We start from the raw sequence: 18,246 nt of genomic DNA, 5'->3' as shown, positions 1-18,246 counted from the left end.
CCGGAGAGTCTCCGGGGGCGATGTCGTTCGATGGCCGGATGTCGGGCCGGTGGCGCTTATGCCAGGCGTTCAGGGCGGCGGTCCTGCTGCCATAGCCAGCCCCCGACCGCCAGGCTGGCGGTGAGCAGCGCCAGGCCGAAGGCGATGAGGGCATGGTGCTGGCCGATGCGCTCCATCAGCGCGCCGGTGACGACGACCGGCACGCTGAACCCGAGGTAGGCCATCAGGAAGAAGCCCGCACTGGCGCGGGCGGCCTGGTCGCCGGCCTCCTCCAGGACGCCGCTCAGTCCACCCAGGTAGATGAAGCCGTAGCAGGCGCTGCTGGCACCCACGGCGCCCAGCAGCACGGCGGATAGCCGGCCATCGAGCGCTCCCCAGGCGATCAGCGCATAGGCCAGCGGCAGGATGAGCAGGCCGAGCCGAACGGAGATCGTCGGGTCCAGGCGCCTGGCCAGGGGCTGGAACAGCACGCCGCCGCTGCAGATGCCGAGGGTGGCGAACCCGGACCAGGCCGAGAGGCCGTGCCGGGCCAGCACGCCGGGCAGGATGGCGATGACCAGACCGACCGTGGCCCAGGCCAACAGGATCGCGACGCCGAACGCCACGCCGCCGACCGGATAGGTGGGCATGCGCAGACGCATGGGCGCCGGCGGGCTGGAGGTGGCATCTTCCAGGCGCCACAGTCCGAGCAGCGCCAGCGAGGCCGCGCACAGATACCACCACAGGCTCGGCGGAGCCAGGCTGGGCTCGTGCACCAGGCACAGGCTGGTCAGGGCGGCGCCCAGGCCGAAACCGAGCGAGGTGCTGGCCGTCACCCAGGCCGTGGGGCCTCGGGTATCACGACCGTCGAACAGCGCGAGCATGTAGGCAGGCGCCGTGGCCGACGTCAGGGCGGCGGCGATGCCCATCAGGAAGCGGGCAATGCCGAGCGTGACGACCCCCGGGGCGAGCCACGTCAGCAGGGTGGCGACGAGACACAGCCCAAGGGCGGTCGCGATCATCGCTCGCCGCCCATATCGGTCGGGCAGTCCGCTGCCCAGGATGAGCACGGGCAGAATGCCCAGTACATAGCAGGCGAAGGCGATGCTGGTGGCGGTGACGCCGAGACCGTCATGGGCGGCTAGGGCGTCGTAGTAGGGGGCCTGGAGGTTGACGGCGGTAGTGATCAGGCACAGGGCCAAGGCCAGGCGAAGTCCTGAAAGCGATGGCATGGTTGTCCTCGAGCGAATGGGTGGGGAGGCCCAGGCTCCCATCCCGCTCGTGGCGGCATAAGGTACACTGGCAACGGATTTTCCGGGAACGGTGCGGGCGAGGGAGGGGCCATGCAGGTGAAGATCGATCCGCGCGCGGTGCGTCCTCGGGTCGAGCAACTGACCGACGGCATTCGCGAATGGGTGTCGCGGCATGGGGCCTCCGGGGAGCGGTTGCCGTCGATCCGCCGGCTTTCCGCCACGCACGGCGTCAGTCGCAACATGGTGATCGAGGCCTATGAGCGCCTCGTGGCGCTGGGCTGGATCGTTTCGCGTCCCGGTTCGGGATTCTATGTGGCCGATGGCGTGGTCGACGAAGCCGAGCGAGGCGCCCGTTCGGGCATGGCCGACGTCTCCGACGAAATGTGGAGCCTCTTCCAGGAAGAAGGCGATTCCCTGCGCCTGGGCTGTGGCTGGCTGCCCACTGCCTGGCGCGACGACGACGCCTTCGGGCATGCCCTGCGCCAGGTGACGAGGCGGTCATCGGCGGGACTGTTCGAGTACGGCACGCCGTTGGGATTGCCCGAGTTGCGTGCCCTGTTGCAGAAACGCCTGCGTCGCCTCGCCATCGAGGTCGATGCCAACCAGCTGATGATGACCGGCGGCGGTAGCCAGGCGCTCGATATCATCGTGCGCTGGCTGCTGCGTCCGGGTGACACCGTGCTGGTCGAATCCCCTGGCTACTACAACCTGTTCGGGCTGCTGCACCTCCACCGGGTCAACGTCGTTGGCGTGCGTCGAACCGAGGACGGGCCGGACCCGGAGCATCTCGAGACACTGCTCGAGCGCCATTCCCCCAAGCTGTTCTTCTGCCATAGCGTCCTGCACAACCCCACGGGCACGACCCTGTCTCCGGAGGTTGCCCGACGGGTGCTGGCGCTGGCCGAGCGGCATGATCTATGGATCGTCGAAGACGATATCTATGCCGACTTCCAGGCGGCGCCGACGCCGCGTCTGGCCGCCCTGGACGGCCTGCGGCGGGTCCTCTACGTGGGCAGTTTCTCCAAGACCCTGTCCTGCTCGCTGCGCGTCGGCTTCATCGCCGCGCCGCCGGCACTGCTCAAGCCGCTGGTCGACGTGAAGATGCTGAGTAACATCGCCACCTCGCCTTTCGCCGAGCAGTGGGTGGCGACCCTGTTGCGCAATGGGAGCTATCGCCGACTGACGGACAGGCTGTGCCAGCGGCTGTCGCGTCGCATGATCACCGCCCTCGAGCTGGCCCACACAGGTGGCTGGGAGCCGTACGCGATGCCTCGGGGCGGCATGTTCCTGTGGGCGCGTCATCCTGACGTCGCATCGTCCCGGGAGCTGGTGGCCAGCGCGGGGCGCCGCGGCATACGGCTGTCTCCTGGGGATGTCTTCCTGCCCGAGGCAAAAGAGTCGCCCTGGATTCGCCTCAACGTGGCCTACGTCGACGACGCCAGGGCGCGGGCGTTTCTGGGTGACCCGCGATGACTCAGCGTGATTCCCGGTCGGCGGCTGCATCCAGCTCCGCGCGCCACTCCATGATCTGAGCGTAACGCTTTTCCTGGCCGTACGCCGTGGGCTGGTAGAAGCGCTCGTATGGCAGTTCCTCCGGCCAGCAGTCGTGGGCGCTGCCCGCCGGGTAGCCGTTGGGTTCGCCGTGGGCGTAGCGATAGCCCTCGCCATGGCCGAGCGACGCCATCAGCTTGGTGGGGGCGTTGCGCAGGTAGGTAGGCACCTCGAGGCGCGGCTGGGCGGCGGCGAACGCCTTGGCGCGATTCCAGGCCTGGTCGACGGCGTTGCTCTTGGGGGCCACCGCCAGATGGATGGCGGCGTGGGCGATGGCGCGCTGGCCCTCGTAGTCGCCGAGGCGCAGGTAGGCGTCCCAGGCCGCCATGGCCAGCGGCAGCGCCTTGGGATCGGCGTTGCCGACATCCTCCGAGGCGATGGCGGTCAGCCGGCGGATCACGTCCAGCGGATCGCCGCCGCCCTGGAGAAAGCGGGCGATGTAGAGCAGGGCGGCGTCAGGGCGTGAGGAACGCACCGACTTGTGAATCGCCGAGAGCAGATCGTAGAAGTGATCCCCCTGCTTGTCGAAGGCGCTGGCCTGATGGCCGATCACGTCCTCCAGGGCCTCGCGGGGCAGGCGCTCTCCGTCGCCCTCCGGGACGGTGAAGTCGCAGGCGGTCTCCAGCAGGCCCAGGGCCCGGCGGGCGTCGCCGGCGGCGGCCCGTGCCAGCAGGGTCAGGACCTCATCGTCCACGGCGATACGACGGCTGCCGAGGCCGCGCTCGGCATTGTCCAGCGCCCGCTGCAGCACGTCGATCAGATCCGCCTCGGAAAGCGACTTGAGCACGTGCACCCGCGCCCGGGACAGCAGCGCCGAGTTGACCTCGAAGGACGGGTTCTCGGTGGTGGCGCCGATCAGCGTCAGCAGCCCGGATTCCACGTGGGGCAGCAGGGCATCCTGCTGGCTCTTGTTGAGGCGGTGGATCTCGTCGAGAAACAGCAGGGTGCTGCGATCTTGCCCCTGGGCGGCGCGGGCGCGGTCCACGGCCTCGCGAATGTCCTTGACCCCCGCCATCACCGCCGAGAGGCGCTCCAGGTGGGCGCCGGATTCCTCGGCCAGGATCTCCGCAAGGGTCGTCTTGCCGGTGCCGGGAGGGCCCCACAGAATCATCGAACGCACCGTGCCGCCCTCGGCCATGCGCCGCAGCGGCTTGCCGGGGCCGACCAGGGCCGGCTGGCCCACGTAGTCGGCCAGTCGACGGGGGCGCATGCGCCAGGCCAGGGGGGCGTGGTCTTCACTGGCGGCCTGCTGGAACAGGTCCATTTCTGACTCCTTCGCTGACGGCTGCTATGTTGGATACTCGATGCCGGTCATTCGACCCCGGCATCGGGCAAAGGTCCCGAAAGAGACGGGCTAACCCCTGACGGCCGATGACGACGGCCTGGAACCCGGATGGCGAAGGCGCGTCTAACCCAAGGTGCCTTCCGCCCATGACCGATATTGAGGAGACTGCCGCAATGCCCATGCTGAACCAATTGCGCCAGGATCATGCCAACATGGCGCGCATGTTGCACGTTCTGCAGCTAAAGCAGAAGACCCTGGCGAGCGGAGAACGTCCGAATTTCCAGCTGGTGCGGGAAGTCGTGGATTACATCCTCGATTACCAGGACGGGTTTTCCCAGCCGTTGGAGAAAGTCTGCTCCGAGCGGCTGCGGGAGCTGGCGCCGGAGTCCGAAGAGGTGACCGAGCGTCTCGCCAAGGACTACCGTGCCTTGAAAGCCCAGCTCAAGCGGCTGTCTGGTGATCTCGACATGATCCTCATGGATGCCGTGATGCCCATGGACCGCTTTGCCGACGATCTCAGGGCATATCTCGATGCGCACCGGGCCTATCTGCGCGATGAGCGTGAGCTGCTGTTTCCGCTGATTCGGGAATACTTCGACGAGGGGGACCTGGAACGGCTCGCCGAAGCCCTGCCCGACAACGCCGCCGCCGAACTGGAGCGTCTCCAGGAAGCGTACCCCGAACTCTATGCCGAGCTTCGCGATGCTCCGGATCCCGTGACCTGAGCCTCGGACTTCCTTTGGCTGCGGGAGCGGCGGTTTCTTGCCATTGCCTGCCGGATTCGGTCGGCCGAGGTGAGAGAACTCGGTTCTCGTGGCGGATTGGTCGTTAAGTCCGCTGGACTCCTGAGGTAGAATGCGCCGCATCGTTCGACGGGAAGCATGCGATGTCGGTGACTGCGAGTGCCCCATTCACTGAACCCCCCGTGCCTTGCCGGCCGGGGGGCGGTCGTGTGGTGGTCGACTGATGGCGGGACCGGTGCTGGTGTTCGATTCCGGCGTTGGAGGGCTTTCGGTGGTCGAGGCGCTACGCCGCCGACTTCCCGAGGTCGCCCTGGCGTATGCCTGCGATAACGCCATGCTGCCTTATGGCGTGCGCGAGGATGACTGGCTGGTGGCGCGCATCCTCGCCGTCTGCGAGGCGGCGGTGGCGGCCAGCGGCTGCAGTGGCCTGGTGGTGGCCTGCAATACCGCCAGCACGCTGGCGCTCGATGCCTTGCGTGACCGGCTTGCGGTGCCGGTGGTCGGCACCGTGCCGGCGATCAAGCCTGCCGCCGGTACCAGCGCGAGTCGTCATATCGGCCTGCTGGCCACCAGCGCCACCGTGGCGCGGCCCTATACCGACCGGCTGATTCGCGATTTCGCCGGCGATTGCCGAGTGACGCGGCTGGCGGCCGATTCCCTGGTGGGCCAGGCCGAGCGCCTGGTGGCCGGCGAGACGCTGGAGCCCGAGGTCCTGCGCAGGGCGTTGGCGCCGCTGGGTGATTGGCCCGACCTCGACACCCTGGTGCTGGGTTGTACCCATTTTCCGCTGCTGCGCGAGGCGCTCGAGGCGGTGGTGCCGCATCCGGTGCGATGGATCGATTCAGGTGATGCCATCGCCCGGCGTACCGGGCAGGTGGTGGTCGAGCCGCTGCGTCGCCCGGCCATCGAGCGGGGCTGGGTCACCGGCCCCAATCCGGCGCTGGCTCGTGGGCTCGCCGGCTTCGGCTTCGCCGACACTCGCTGCCTGACGCTGTCGTGAGGCCGTCGCTTCCCGTCCCTCTCTCATCGATCGACCCTACTTTCAGGAGCCGCCGTGGCCATTCCCGTTGTCGACCCCGACCGCTATGACGAGCAGCTTGCGGCCAAGCGCGACCGCCTGACCGCAGACTTCGCCCGTTTTTTGCCGCCCCCGCTGGAGGTCTTCCCCTCGCCGGCGAGCCATTATCGCCAGCGCTGCGAGTTTCGGCTGTGGCATGAGGGTGACGACCTCTACTACGCCATGTTCGAAGTCGATCCCGAGGATCCGAAACAGAAAAATGTCGTGCGCCTGGACGACTACCCGGTGGCCGGTCGACGCATCAACGACCTCATGCCGAAGCTGCGCGAGCGCCTGCTCGACTGCCCGACGCTTCGCCATCGGCTGTTCCAGGTGGAGTTTCTCACCACCCTGTCCGGCGAGGCGCTGATCACGCTGATCTACCATCGTCAGCTCGACGAGGCCTGGGAGGCCGAGGCCAGGTCGCTCGAGCAGGCGCTGGGCGTCATGATCATCGGCCGGGCCCGCAAGCAGCGCCTGGTGCTGACCCGGGACCATGTCTGGGAGCGGCTGACCGTCGACGGCCGTGAATTCGTCTACCAGCAGGTAGAGAACAGCTTTACCCAGCCCAACGCCGAGATCTGCCGCTCGATGCTCTCCTGGGCACGTGATGTCACCGCCAACGGCGGCGATCGCGATCTGGTCGAGCTGTACTGCGGCAACGGCAACTTCACGATTGCCCTGGCCGAGAACTTCCGCCGGGTGCTGGCCACCGAGATCTCACGTACCTCGGTGGCCAGTGCCCGCGAAAACCTGGCCGCCAACGGTGTTGCCAACGCCACGGTGGGGCGCATGTCCGCCGAGGAGTTCGCCCAGGCCCTGAAAGGTGAGAAGGGAGGGCGACGAGTCGCGGAGATGGGCCTTGCGGACTACGATTTCTCCACCGTACTGGTGGATCCGCCCCGGGCCGGCCTCGATGACGAGAGCTGTCGCCAGCTCAGCGATTACGAGCGTATCGTCTATATTTCATGCAATCCCGAGACGCTTGCCGACAATCTGGATGAACTGACCCGTACCCATGAGGTGGTGCGCTTCGCGCTCTTCGATCAGTTTCCCTGGACGCACCACTGCGAGTGCGGCGTGCTGCTGGAGCGCCGCCGCTAGGTGAAGCGCCGGCGGTCTTGTCAAGGGCGATGCGCAACCGACATGTTCCATGAGGGAACCGGCATGTCTCTGGGGACGCCTGGGGGATTGGCGTAAGCTGTCGCTGATGCAGGTTCGGGGGCTGGCCCCGGGCCCGACAATCCGATCAAGTGATCCGGCCGCACGATGCGGTCGCTGGCAGTCGAGGTGATGGATGCTACACGTCGCACACGAGGAGACCCGTCAGGATCTGCTCAAGCAGCTCGAGGAACGGCTGCAAAGCCGCTTGGACAAGGACAAGGCCAAGACGGTGCAGGGGTTTGCCCGGCATTTCTATGCTGCCGTACCACTGGAGGACCTGTCGGACCGCCGCCTGGACGATCTTTACGGGGCGACGCTCTCGGTGTGGCACTTCATCCAGCAGCTCGACCCCAAGTCACCCAAGGTGAGGGTCTTCAATCCGGACTTCGAAGAGCATGGCTGGCAGTCGACCCATACGTTCATCGCCGTACTTCACGAAGACATGCCCTTCCTCGTTGACTCGGTGCGCGTGGAGCTCAATCGCCGCGGCATGACCGTGCATGCCATCCATAACGCCGTGTTGGCCGTGGACCGCGACAAGCAGCATCGCCTGCGCCGGGTGACGGCGCCCGGCGAGGACAAGGCGCCGGACTCCCGCGAGTCGCTGATCGCCATCGAGGTGGACCGACATTCCGACCCGGCCGAGCTGGAAGCGATCGAGGTCAGCCTGCAGGAGGTGCTGCATGACGTGCGCACCGCAGTGGCAGACTTCGACACCATGCGCGACCAGGTGCGAGCCGCCAAGGCCGAGATCGAGGCCTTCCGTCCCGAGCAGGTCGATGCCGAGGATCATCGTGAGGCCATCGCCTTCCTCGACTGGCTGCTCGAAGACAATTTCACCTTCTTCGGTTACGACGAGTACGTCGTTCACGAGGAAGACGGCCAGCAGCGCCTGGACAAGCTCGAAGGCAGTGAGCTCGGCGTCTTCCGACTCGACCAGCCGCGCTACCGCGAGCGCATCCGCACCGACCTCGGCGTCGAGGGCGATCGCTACGTGCTGGTGCCGCAACTGCTGTCGTTCGCCAAGAGCGCTCATCACGCTCGCATTCATCGGCCGACCTATCCCGACTATATCTCCATCGATCGCTACGACGAGCACGGCAACATCATCGGCGAGCGACGCTTTCTGGGGCTGTTCACCGCCACGGTCTACAACGACTCGCCGCGTCACGTGCCGATCCTGCGGCGCAAGCTGCGTGCGGTGATGGACATTTCCGGCTTCAGCCCCAAGGCCCATAACGGCAAGCAGCTGATGCAGATCCTCGAGGTCTACCCTCGCGATGACCTCTTCCAGATCGACGTCGACGAGTTGGCGCAGACGGCGCTGGGCATTCTCGATATCCGCGAGCGACGTCGGGTGCGGCTGTTCATCCGCGAGGACCGCTTCGGCAAGTTCTATTCCTGTCTGGTGTTCGTGCCTCGCGACGTGTTCTCCACCGAGTTGCGCGTTCGGCTGCAGGAGCTGCTCTGCGAGGAACTCGACGCCACCTTCGGCGACTTCAACACCTATCTCTCCGAGTCGGTGCTGGCGCGCATCCAGTTCATCCTGCGCTTCAACGGCGATCGTCCGGTGGACTACGACATCCGGCGTCTCGAGGACAAGCTGGTCAAGCTCGCCCGCAACTGGCGCGACGACCTGCTCAATGCCGCCATCGAAGGTTTCGGCGAGGAGCAGGCCAACCTGTTGATGGGACGCTTCCGCGATGCCTTCCCGGCAAGCTATCGCGATGACTTCAGCGCCCGCACCGCGGTCTACGACCTGCAGCATCTCGGCGAACTCGATGATGGCATTCCGCTGGGGCTGTCGCTGTATCGGCTGATCGAGGAAGAGGGCAGCGGGGTCAACCTCAAGCTGTTCCACGGCGATGCGCCGATTCCGCTGTCCGACGTGCTGCCGATGATGGAGAACCTCGGCCTGAGAGTGCTGGGCGAGCGTCCCTATGGCGTACACGCCACCGACCGCTCCTACTGGGTCCACGACTTCACTCTGGAGCACCACACCAGCGTGGAGGTCAATCTCCAGGAGATGCGCGAGCCCTTCGTCGAGGCCTTCCGGCGCATATGGACCGGTGAGGCCGATAACGATGCCTTCAACCGGCTGATCATCTCCGCCAACCTGGACTGGCGCGAGGTGGCGATGCTGCGCGCCTATGCCCGCTACCTGAAGCAGATTCGCTTCGGCATGTCCCAGGACTACATTGCCACGACCCTGGTCAATCACCCGGAGATCACCCGCGAGCTGGTGACGCTGTTCGAGTTGCGCTTCGATCCTGCCGATCGCCCCGAGGAAAGCGAGATCGCCGACTGTGAAGCGCGTATCCTGGCACTGCTCGACGAGGTGCCAAGCCTCAATGACGACCAGCTGTTGCGCCGCTACATGGAGCTGATCCAGGCCACCCTGCGTACCAACTACTACCAGCGTAGCGAGACGGGCGGCGTCAAGGACTACATTGCCCTCAAGCTCGAGCCCTCCCGGGTGTCCGGCATGCCCAAGCCGCGTCCGGTCTACGAGATCTTCGTGTGTTCGCCGCGCGTCGAGGGCGTGCACCTGCGTGGTGGCAAGGTGGCCCGCGGCGGGCTGCGCTGGTCGGATCGCCACGAGGATTTCCGCACCGAGGTACTGGGCCTGGTCAAGGCGCAGCAGGTCAAGAATGCGGTGATCGTGCCGGTGGGGGCCAAGGGCGGCTTCGTCTGCAAGCGCATGCCCGATGGCGCGGACCGCGAGACCACCCAGAAAGAGGGCATTGCCTGCTACCAGATCTTCATCCGCGCACTGCTCGACGTCACTGACAACCTGGCCGGCGGCGAGGTGGTGCCACCGAAGGACGTGGTGCGCCACGACGACGATGACATCTACCTGGTGGTGGCGGCCGACAAGGGGACCGCGACCTTCTCGGATATCGCCAACGAGATCTCCGCCGAATACGGTCACTGGCTGGGCGATGCCTTCGCCTCCGGCGGTGCCAACGGCTATGACCACAAGAAGATGGGGATTACCGCCAAGGGCGCCTGGGAGTCGGTCAAGCGCCACTTCCGCGGGCTGGGCGTGAATACCCAGGAGGACGAGTTCAGCGTGGTCGGCGTCGGTGACATGGCCGGTGACGTGTTCGGCAACGGCATGCTGCTGTCCGACAAGATTCGACTGCTGGGCGCCTTCAACCACCTGCACATCTTCGTCGATCCCACACCCGATGCCGCGGCGAGTTTCGACGAGCGCAAGCGACTGTTCGAACAGCCGCGCTCGAGCTGGGAAGACTACAATGCCGAGCTGATCTCCGAAGGTGGCGGTATCTTCAAGCGTAGCGCCAAGTCGATCGCCATCACGCCACAGATGAAGAAGGCCTTCGGCATCCGCGAGGACAAGCTGTCGCCCAACGAGCTGATTCGCGCCATGCTGGTCTCCCAGGTCGACTTGATCTGGAATGGCGGCATCGGCACCTACGTGAAGAGCAGTGAGGAAACCGACGCCGAGGTCGGCGACAAGGCCAACGATGCCCTGCGCATCGACGGTCGCGATCTCAACTGCCGGGTGGTCGGCGAGGGCGGCAACCTCGGCCTCACCCAGCGCGGTCGCATGGAAGCCGCGGCCAAGGGCGTGCGGGTCAACACCGACTTCATCGACAACGCCGGCGGCGTGAACTGCTCCGACCATGAGGTCAACATCAAGATCCTCATCGATGAAGTGGTGTCTCGGGGCGACATGACCGAGAAGCAGCGCAACCAGCTGCTCGCCGACATGACCGACGAGGTCAGCGAGCTGGTGCTGCGTGACAACTATCGCCAGACCCAGGCGCTGGACCTGGCCGAACAGCTGTCGCGGGACGGCATCGGACCCTTCCGCCGCTTCATCACCGAGCTGGAAGCCGCCGGCCAGATCGATCGTGAGCTGGAGTTCCTGCCCAGCGACGACGAACTGCAGGAGCGTACCCATCAGGATCTGGGCATGACGTTGCCCGAGCTGTCGGTGCTGATCTCCTATGCCAAGAGCGCACTCAAGGGGGACCTGATTACCTCGGACGTGCCGGACGATCCGACCATCACCAGCTACGTGGAGCGTGTGTTCCCCTCGGTGCTGGCCGAGCGCTATCGCAACGAGATGTACGAGCACCGTCTCAAGCGCGAGATCGTCGCGACCCAGGTGGCCAACGATCTCATCGATCACATGGGCATCGTCTTCATCCGGCGGCTGATGGACTCCACCGGGGCGGGGCGCGCCGATATTGCCCGTTCCTACGTGATCGCCCGCGACAGCTTCCAGCTGCCGAAGCTCTGGGAGCAGGTCGAGGCGCTGGACAACAAGGTGCCGAGCCGCGTCCAGTACTCGATGATGCTCGACCTGATGCGCATGCTGCGTCGCGCGACTCGCTGGTTCCTGCGCCATCGCACCACCATGACGACCCGTGATGCCATCGACTACTTCGCGCCGCGCCTGGCCCAGCTCCAGGAAGGCATCGGCAAGCGCCTGCGGGGAGAAGAGAAGGCCCAGTGGGAAACCCGTCGACAGGAGCTGATCGAGGCCGGCGTGCCCGATGCCCTGGCCTCCACGGTGGCGGCGGCCAACAGCCTCTATGCGGCCCTGGGCATCATCCACGCGGCGCGTCAGAGCGACGACAAGCCGCAGCGAGTCGCCGAGATCTTCTACGAGATCGGTGCGCGGCTGGAGCTGCCGTGGATCCTGCAGCAGGTCACCCAGCTCGATGTCCGCGACAGCTGGCAGGTCAAGGCTCGCGAGACCTTCCGCGACGACATCGAGCGTCAACAGCTGGCGTTGACCGGCAGCGTGCTCAGCATGGAAGGCGGGCCACGCGACAGCGCCGAGCGGGTCGAGCGCTGGCTGTCACTCCACGAGAGCATGCACCAGCGCTGGTGCCGCCTGCTCGAGGAGGTCGGCAGCGGCAGCCAGGGCGGTTTCCCGCTGTTTGCCGTAGCCGTTCGCGAACTGGTCGACCTGGCCGAGAGCAATAGCGAAACCTGACGGTCCGCCACCACCGTCAAACGCGAAATCCCGCCCCTCGAGGCGGGATTTCGTTTTTCGATCTCGCGTAAAGACGCTACAGCAGGAAGATCGTGGCGAGACCGAGGAAAGACATGAAGCCCACCACGTCGGTCACCGTGGTCAGTACCACCGAGCCGGACAGGGCCGGGTCGATGCCCAGGCGCTTGAGCAGCAGCGGGACCACGATGCCGGCGACGCCGGCGGCGAGCATGTTGATCACCAGCGCTGCGGCGATGATCACGCCGATGCCGAAGCTGCCGAACCAGGCTACCGCCAGCGCTGCCACTACCAGCGCCCACAGCACCCCGTTGAGCACCGCGATGCCGACTTCCTTGCGCAGCAGCCAGTTGCTGTTGGTACGGCTGATCTGACCAAGGGCCAGACCGCGAATCGCCAGGGTCAGTGTCTGGCTGCCGGCGATGCCGCCCATGCTGGCCACGATCGGCATCAGCACCGCCAGAGCCACGACCTGGTCCAGGGCATTTTCGAAGCGCCCGATCACCCAGGCGGCCAGGAAGGCGGTCAGCAGGTTGATGCCGAGCCACACGGCCCGTCGCTTGGCGCTGGGCAGCACCGGGGCGAACAGGTCCTCTTCCTCGTCGAGGCCGGCCATGTTCATCAGCGCCTGTTCGGAATGCTCGCGGATCACGTCGACGATGTCGTCGATCACCACCCGCCCGAGCAGCAAACCGCGGGCATCGACCACCGGCGCCGAGACCAGGTCGTGGGTCTGGAAGAGCGTCGCCACGTCACGCGACTTCATGGTCACCTGGATGCTGTCGACGTCGCTGTCCATCAGGTCGGCGACCGCCAGCTCCTGGTCGCTGGCTACCAGCCGGGCCATCGGCAGCACACCCATGAACAGGCCGTTGCGGTCCACCACCATCAGGCTGTCGGTGTTATCGGGCACGTCCTGTTTCCAGCGCAGGAATCGCTGCACCGTCTCCAGGCTGACGTCGGCGCGGACGGCAATGGTGTCGGTACGCATCAGGCGGCCTGCCGAGTCCTCCTCGAAGGCCAGCGTCTCCTGGAGGCGCATGCGCTGCAGCTCGTCCATCGAGCGCAGCATGTCCTCAGCGACCTGCTGGGGGAGATCCTCGAACAGCTCGGCCAGATCGGTGGTGTCGAGGCCGGCGGTGGCGGCCACGATCTCGGCGTCATCCATGTCGTCGATGAGGGTGCTGCGCACCTCGTCATGGACGTGCAGCAGCACCTCGCCGTCGACTTCCTGGGGAATGCGCTCCCAGAGCCGGATCCGCTCATTGGGAGGCAGCGACTCCAGCAGCAGGGCGACCTCGGCGGGTTCCAGGTCGGCGATCACGTCGTCGACCCATTCCAGATGTTCCTTTTCCAGTGCCAGGTGGATGCGCGACAGGCGGTGTTCGAGTGTCTCGGTGGTATCGGTCATGGCGTCTCCCTGGCGAGGCGGCGGGCGCCCGCGGTGTGTCCGCTGTCGGACTTCCTGATGTGCTGTCAGTAGATCATAAAAGATGCCCGTCATGGCAGGTGGCGGCGAGGTTCGTCGTCGGGCGGCGGCTGCGCTATACTCGCGCCCCGATTCCCAGCCGATGTCCGCCCAGGAGATGCCATGTACGCCCTTGCTCGCTCGCTGCTGTTCCGTCTCGATGCCGAGAAGGCTCATGGTCTGGCGTTGTCGGGGCTGGACCTGGTGGATCGCCTGGGCGCCACGCGGGCACTGTGCCGTCGGGTCGAGGATCCGGTCACCCTGATGGGGCTGCGTTTCCCCAACCGGGTGGGCCTGGCCGCCGGGCTCGACAAGAACGCCGATCACCTGGATGCACTGGGGGCGCTGGGTTTCGGCTTCGTCGAGGTGGGGACCGTGACGCCGCGGCCCCAGGACGGCAATCCCCGGCCACGCCTGTTCCGTCTGCCCGAGGCCGATGCCATCATCAACCGCATGGGCTTCAACAACGCCGGCGTGGACCACCTGGTCGCCAAGGTCCGGGCCAGCCGCTATGACGGCGTGATCGGCATCAACATCGGCAAGAACCTCACGACGCCGGTAGAGCGTGCGGTGGACGACTATCTGCACTGCCTGGGCAAGGTGCATGCCCATGCCCACTACATCACCGTCAACATCTCCTCGCCGAATACCCCCGGGCTGCGCAACCTGCAGTTCGGCGAGCACCTGGACCAGCTGCTGGGCGCGCTGCGCGATGAAGCGGATCGGCTCGACCGCGATAGCGGCCGGGTCGTACCCCTGGCAGTGAAAATCGCCCCGGACATGGATGCCGAGGAAGTGGCCCTGGTGGCGCGGAGCCTGGCGGCCAATCGCATCGATGGGGTGATCGCCACCAATACCACGGTGTCCCGGGAGGCAGTGCAGGGCTTGCCCCACGGTGAAGAGCAGGGCGGCCTATCGGGGCGGCCGGTGTTCGAAGCCTCCAACACCGTGATCCGGGAGCTGCGTCGTCATCTGCCGACGTTGCCGATCATCGGCGTGGGGGGCATCGATAGCGGTGCGGCGGCGTTGGCCAAGGTCGAGGCCGGTGCGGACCTGGTGCAGCTGTATTCCGGGTTCATTTACCGGGGGCCGGCGCTGGTGAGGGAGTGTGCCCGGGCCCTTCAGGCGGCGCATGGGCAGTAAAAAGCCCACGACATGCGTGGGCTTGTATGCGTGAGCTGCAGGGGATCGTGAGTGGCGGCTCGCTCAAACCACCATGGGGTTCTTGTGAATACCGGAGACGCCCGTCATGCCGGACCAATGATCTCCACGACCTTCACGCCAACCGCTCATCCAGTACTCGCGTAGATTGATATCCTGATTGGGACAGTCATCACGGGAACGACCTGAAAGACCCGCCTTGTACCCATGGACATAGGCACGCTGGAAGCGATCACGTTTCTGTCGTTTCATTGGACTACCTCTTGCTAAAGGTACCGTTGGAATACGACGCCGCTTCTCGAGCAATGATTCATCACAAGTAGTCACTCTCGAGGAGGCGTCGCACCCGTGCTTGATTGGGGATGCCCGTTGACACATCCATGTTGCGTGTCTTACAGGTCGGCATCCCTTTGACAGGAACGCATGCGTTGTCTGGTAGCTACCACCTAATTCATAGCGCAACCTGACCGATGCCGTCGACAGGTGATTTGTAACAAAGCGTACACTCAGACGTCACGCCAGTGTGGCGGACCCGATGTCATCCGATGGACTTCTCATGATCGAACGACGAGCTTCCGATTCCCAGGCCTTCCTGGCCACCTGTCCCAAGGGCCTCGAGCTGCTGCTGGCCGAGGAGTTGGCGGCGCTGGGCGCCGAGCCGGGCAAGACGACCCTGGCCGGGGTGCATTTCCAGGCCGACCTCGAGACGGCCTATCGGGCCTGCCTGTGGTCGCGGCTGGCCAACCGGGTGGTGCTGTGCCTGGTGCGCGAGGAGGGCATCGAGACCCCCGATCAGTTGCGTGCGGTCGCCGCGGGCGTGGCATGGCGCGATCACCTGCCACGCGGCGCGACCCTGGCAGTGGACTTCCACGGCCGTTCCGACGAGATTCGCCACACGCGCTTCGGGGCCCAGACCGTCAAGGACGGCGTGGTGGATCGTCTGCAGGCCGAGGGTCAGCCGCGGCCGAACGTCGATACGCGACAGCCGGATCTGCGGCTCTATGCCCACCTGCATCGCGGCCGGCTGACGCTCGGCGTCGACTTCGCCGGCGACAGCCTTCACCGGCGGGGCTATCGCCGCGACGTGGGGCATGCGCCGCTCAAGGAGAATCTGGCCGCGGCGCTGCTGGTGCGCGCCGGCTGGCCGGCGCTTGCCCGCGAGGGGGCGCCGCTGGTCGACCCGCTGTGTGGCGCAGGCACCTTGCTGATCGAAGCGGCGATGATGGCCGCCGACATGGCCCCCAACCTGCATCGCGAGCGCTTCGGCTTCCAGGGCTGGGCCGGTCATGACGCCACTCGCTGGCGTGAACTCAAGCGTGAGGCGGAGGCGCGCGCCAGCATCGGCCGCAAGCGCTGCCGCTGCCGGCTTTACGGCTTCGACCAGAGCCCGCCGGCGCTGTCGTCGGCCAAGGCCAACGCCATGCGCGCCGGCATCCCGGCGCTGATCACCCTGAAGGGCGCGAGCCTCACCGAGCTCACGCGTCCCGACGACCTCGATGTCGAGGCGAAGGGCCTGGTGGTCACTAATCCGCCCTATGGCGAGCGCCTTGGCGAGCTGCCCGAACTGGTGGGTCTCTATGCCGACCTGGGCGAGCGGGCGCGCCAGGCTTTCCCGGGTTGGCGCCTGGCGCTGTTTACGGCCAATCCGGATCTCGGTCATCGCACCGCGCTGCGTGCCTACAAGCAGTATTCGCTGAAGAACGGGCCGCTGGACGCCAAGCTGTTGCTGATGGACGTGCCGGAGGCCACCCAGGGAGAAGGTGAGGGCAAGGCCACGTCGCCGACCCCGGCGCCGCCGCCGCGCTCCGAGGGGGCGCAGATGTTTGCCAATCGCCTGATCAAGAACCGCAAGCGGCTCAGGAAGTGGCTCAAGCGCTCCGGCGAGTGCTGCTACCGGCTATATGACGCCGACATGCCGGAGTATGCCCTGGCCATCGACGTCTACGGCGATCACGTTCACGTGCAGGAATACGCGCCGCCCAAGTCGATCGACGCCGGGCAGGCCCAGAAGCGGCTGTTCGAGGCGCTGGCGGTGATTCCCGAAGAGCTGGAGGTCGACGTCAGCCGGGTGGTGGTCAAGCGTCGCGAGCGCCAGAGCGGGCGCGCCCAGTACCAGAAACAGGCGGCCAGCGGCGAGCGTTTCGAGGTCCGGGAAGGTCCTGCCAGGCTGTGGGTGAACCTGCGTGACTACCTGGACACCGGCCTGTTCCTCGACCATCGGCCGGTGCGGCGCATGCTCGGCGAGGTGGCCCAGGGCAAGCGCTTCCTGAACCTGTTCTGCTATACCGCCACGGCCACCGTGCAGGCGGCACTCGGTGGGGCGACCGACAGCGTCAGCGTGGACCTGTCCAATACCTATCTGGACTGGGCCCGCGACAACTTCGCCCTGAACCGGCTCGATCCCTCGCGTCACCGCGTGGTGCGCGACGACTGCTTCCAATGGCTGGAGACCGCCGGCGTCCAGTTCGACCTGATCTTCATGGATCCGCCGACCTTCTCCAACTCCAAGCGTATGGCCGATACCCTGGATGTCCAGCGCGACCACGGGCGACTGGTGCGCCTGGCCATGGCGCGGCTGGCGCCGGGCGGCATCCTGGTGTTCTCCAACAACCAGCGACGCTTCAAGCTCGATGCCGATCTTGCCGAGGCCTTCGCGGTAGAGGATATCTCGGCGAAGACCTTCGATCCCGATTTCTCGCGGCGTCCGGACCTGCATCATGTGTTCCTGATCCATCACCGGGAGGAGGCATGACGCCCGTGCTGCGCAGACGGTGGGGGCTCATCGCCCAAGACCGTGCCGGATGGTGCGGCGTCGATGTCGTGCGATGGGTCAGGGCATGATTCGGCTGACGCTCTATACCACCCTGGGCTGCCATCTCTGCGAGCAGCTCGAGGCATGGCTGAGCGTTCTGGCGTCGGTCGAGCATCGCCTGGAGAAGGTGGAGATCAGCGAGGACGATCGCCTGCTCGAGCGCTTCGGGGAGCGGATCCCCGTGCTGGTCGATGCCGACGGCGACGAGCTGGAGCGGGGGTTCGAGGCGCCGCGTCTGGCCGAATGGCTGGCCGCAAGGGGCTGGTTGGACGAGGCGGCCTGGCGGGCCGCCCAGGAGGGCGAGGAACCGCGGCCGGCTTCCCGAGGTGCCGAGATGCGCGATGGGCGGCGCTACCTTACCCCTCCCGGGAAGCTGTGAGTGGGAAGAGGGACGTCGGGATCGTGGCTGTTCTTTCCTCTTCAAGGCGCGAAGCGCCGTACTTCCTCTTCCCGCGGCGCAGCCGCGTCTCGCGGTTTCACGGCGTATCCAGCAGCGAAAGCTGAGCCACGGCGTCACGACCCTCGGGGGTATGGTCGTCGGCTTCCAGCACCTTGCGAAAGCCGCGGGACGTCTGGATGGTCGTCTCGTCCTCGAGCCACATCATGGCCTGGGCGTGATCGTCGGCGAGGCGGTGCTTGAGGCCGCCGAACTGGGTGCCGATCTGGCCCCAGGCGCGGCTGAAGATCCAGTCGCCGAACATGTCCTGATGGACATGTACCAGCACATAGTCATGGTCGGTTTCCCAGCGAACGATCACAGTGGCTCCCGGTGTCGGCGGC

13 protein-coding genes are annotated in these 18,246 nt (G+C 66.2%); 8 read left to right on the top strand and 5 right to left on the bottom strand.

The annotated features are described in order from the left end of the window. Positions 1–56: 56 nt before the first annotated feature. Complete coding sequence (locus FHR96_RS05510; RefSeq protein ID WP_183386661.1) at positions 57–1,211, bottom strand: MFS transporter; 1,155 nt, start codon at positions 1,209–1,211, stop codon at positions 57–59. Positions 1,212–1,322: 111 nt separating this feature from the next. Here FHR96_RS05510 and FHR96_RS05505 point away from each other — a divergent pair, with 111 nt between their 5' ends. Further along, a complete protein-coding gene (locus tag FHR96_RS05505; protein ID WP_183386660.1) occupies positions 1,323–2,705 on the top strand; it encodes an aminotransferase-like domain-containing protein in 1,383 nt (460 codons plus the stop codon). A gap of 1 nt (position 2,706) precedes the next feature. Here FHR96_RS05505 and FHR96_RS05500 read toward each other — a convergent pair whose 3' ends face one another. Beyond that, positions 2,707–4,047 (bottom strand): replication-associated recombination protein A, encoded by a 1,341-nt coding sequence (locus FHR96_RS05500; RefSeq protein ID WP_183386659.1) that lies wholly within the window; start codon positions 4,045–4,047, stop codon positions 2,707–2,709. Between the two features lie 200 nt (positions 4,048–4,247). Between FHR96_RS05500 and FHR96_RS05495 the strand changes: the two genes are divergently transcribed. The 4 genes from FHR96_RS05495 to FHR96_RS05480 all read left to right on the top strand — a co-directional run bounded on the left by FHR96_RS05495 (position 4,248) and on the right by FHR96_RS05480 (position 12,007). Beyond that, positions 4,248–4,793, top strand: a complete 546-nt coding sequence (locus FHR96_RS05495) for a hemerythrin domain-containing protein (protein WP_183386701.1) — start codon at positions 4,248–4,250, stop codon at positions 4,791–4,793. A gap of 241 nt (positions 4,794–5,034) precedes the next feature. Continuing rightward, entirely contained in the window at positions 5,035–5,811 is a 777-nt protein-coding gene (gene murI / locus FHR96_RS05490) for a glutamate racemase (RefSeq protein ID WP_183386658.1), read from the top strand. Positions 5,812–5,865: 54 nt separating this feature from the next. Next, positions 5,866–6,972 carry a tRNA (uridine(54)-C5)-methyltransferase TrmA gene (gene trmA / locus FHR96_RS05485; RefSeq protein ID WP_183386657.1) on the top strand — a complete coding sequence of 369 codons (1,107 nt, stop codon included), beginning with the start codon at positions 5,866–5,868 and terminating at the stop codon, positions 6,970–6,972. Positions 6,973–7,165: 193 nt separating this feature from the next. After that, complete coding sequence (locus FHR96_RS05480) at positions 7,166–12,007, top strand: NAD-glutamate dehydrogenase (protein WP_183386656.1); 4,842 nt, start codon at positions 7,166–7,168, stop codon at positions 12,005–12,007. Between the two features lie 76 nt (positions 12,008–12,083). Here the strand turns inward: FHR96_RS05480 and mgtE are convergent, their stop codons facing one another. Continuing rightward, positions 12,084–13,436, bottom strand: coding sequence for a magnesium transporter (gene mgtE, locus FHR96_RS05475; protein ID WP_183386655.1), 1,353 nt, complete (start codon positions 13,434–13,436; stop codon positions 12,084–12,086). A 180-nt stretch (positions 13,437–13,616) separates the two neighbouring features. On the opposite strand from mgtE, the gene FHR96_RS05470 reads away from it, so the two are divergent. Continuing rightward, complete coding sequence (locus FHR96_RS05470; RefSeq protein WP_183386654.1) at positions 13,617–14,636, top strand: quinone-dependent dihydroorotate dehydrogenase; 1,020 nt, start codon at positions 13,617–13,619, stop codon at positions 14,634–14,636. A gap of 63 nt (positions 14,637–14,699) precedes the next feature. Here FHR96_RS05470 and rmf read toward each other — a convergent pair whose 3' ends face one another. Next, entirely contained in the window at positions 14,700–14,906 is a 207-nt protein-coding gene (rmf, locus tag FHR96_RS05465; protein WP_183386653.1) for a ribosome modulation factor, read from the bottom strand. Positions 14,907–15,210: 304 nt separating this feature from the next. Between rmf and rlmKL the strand changes: the two genes are divergently transcribed. Then, positions 15,211–17,406, top strand: a complete 2,196-nt coding sequence (rlmKL, locus tag FHR96_RS05460; RefSeq protein ID WP_183386652.1) for a bifunctional 23S rRNA (guanine(2069)-N(7))-methyltransferase RlmK/23S rRNA (guanine(2445)-N(2))-methyltransferase RlmL — start codon at positions 15,211–15,213, stop codon at positions 17,404–17,406. An 85-nt stretch (positions 17,407–17,491) separates the two neighbouring features. Further along, complete coding sequence (locus FHR96_RS05455; RefSeq protein ID WP_183386651.1) at positions 17,492–17,845, top strand: glutaredoxin family protein; 354 nt, start codon at positions 17,492–17,494, stop codon at positions 17,843–17,845. Between the two features lie 97 nt (positions 17,846–17,942). On the opposite strand, the gene FHR96_RS05450 is transcribed toward FHR96_RS05455, so the two are convergent. Further along, positions 17,943–18,224 (bottom strand): hypothetical protein, encoded by a 282-nt coding sequence (locus FHR96_RS05450; RefSeq protein WP_183386650.1) that lies wholly within the window; start codon positions 18,222–18,224, stop codon positions 17,943–17,945. Between the last annotated feature and the right edge of the window lie 22 nt (positions 18,225–18,246).

Source organism: Halomonas organivorans (assembly GCF_014192055.1).
In the GTDB taxonomy this organism is placed as follows: domain Bacteria; phylum Pseudomonadota; class Gammaproteobacteria; order Pseudomonadales; family Halomonadaceae; genus Halomonas; species Halomonas organivorans.
Note: the sequence above shows the minus strand (reverse complement) of the source record. Positions and strands in the feature narration are given on the sequence as shown.

Coding starts and splice junctions, on each gene's coding strand:
- FHR96_RS05510 (WP_183386661.1), bottom strand. CDS start 1,211: ATGCCATCGCTTTCAGGACTTCGCCTGGCCTTGGCCCTGTGCCTGATC.
- FHR96_RS05505 (WP_183386660.1), top strand. CDS start 1,323: ATGCAGGTGAAGATCGATCCGCGCGCGGTGCGTCCTCGGGTCGAGCAA.
- FHR96_RS05495 (WP_183386701.1), top strand. CDS start 4,248: ATGCTGAACCAATTGCGCCAGGATCATGCCAACATGGCGCGCATGTTG.
- FHR96_RS05480 (WP_183386656.1), top strand. CDS start 7,166: ATGCTACACGTCGCACACGAGGAGACCCGTCAGGATCTGCTCAAGCAG.
- FHR96_RS05470 (WP_183386654.1), top strand. CDS start 13,617: ATGTACGCCCTTGCTCGCTCGCTGCTGTTCCGTCTCGATGCCGAGAAG.
- rmf (WP_183386653.1), bottom strand. CDS start 14,906: ATGAAACGACAGAAACGTGATCGCTTCCAGCGTGCCTATGTCCATGGG.
- rlmKL (WP_183386652.1), top strand. CDS start 15,211: ATGATCGAACGACGAGCTTCCGATTCCCAGGCCTTCCTGGCCACCTGT.
- murI (WP_183386658.1), top strand. CDS start 5,035: ATGGCGGGACCGGTGCTGGTGTTCGATTCCGGCGTTGGAGGGCTTTCG.
- mgtE (WP_183386655.1), bottom strand. CDS start 13,436: ATGACCGATACCACCGAGACACTCGAACACCGCCTGTCGCGCATCCAC.
- FHR96_RS05500 (WP_183386659.1), bottom strand. CDS start 4,047: ATGGACCTGTTCCAGCAGGCCGCCAGTGAAGACCACGCCCCCCTGGCC.
- FHR96_RS05455 (WP_183386651.1), top strand. CDS start 17,492: ATGATTCGGCTGACGCTCTATACCACCCTGGGCTGCCATCTCTGCGAG.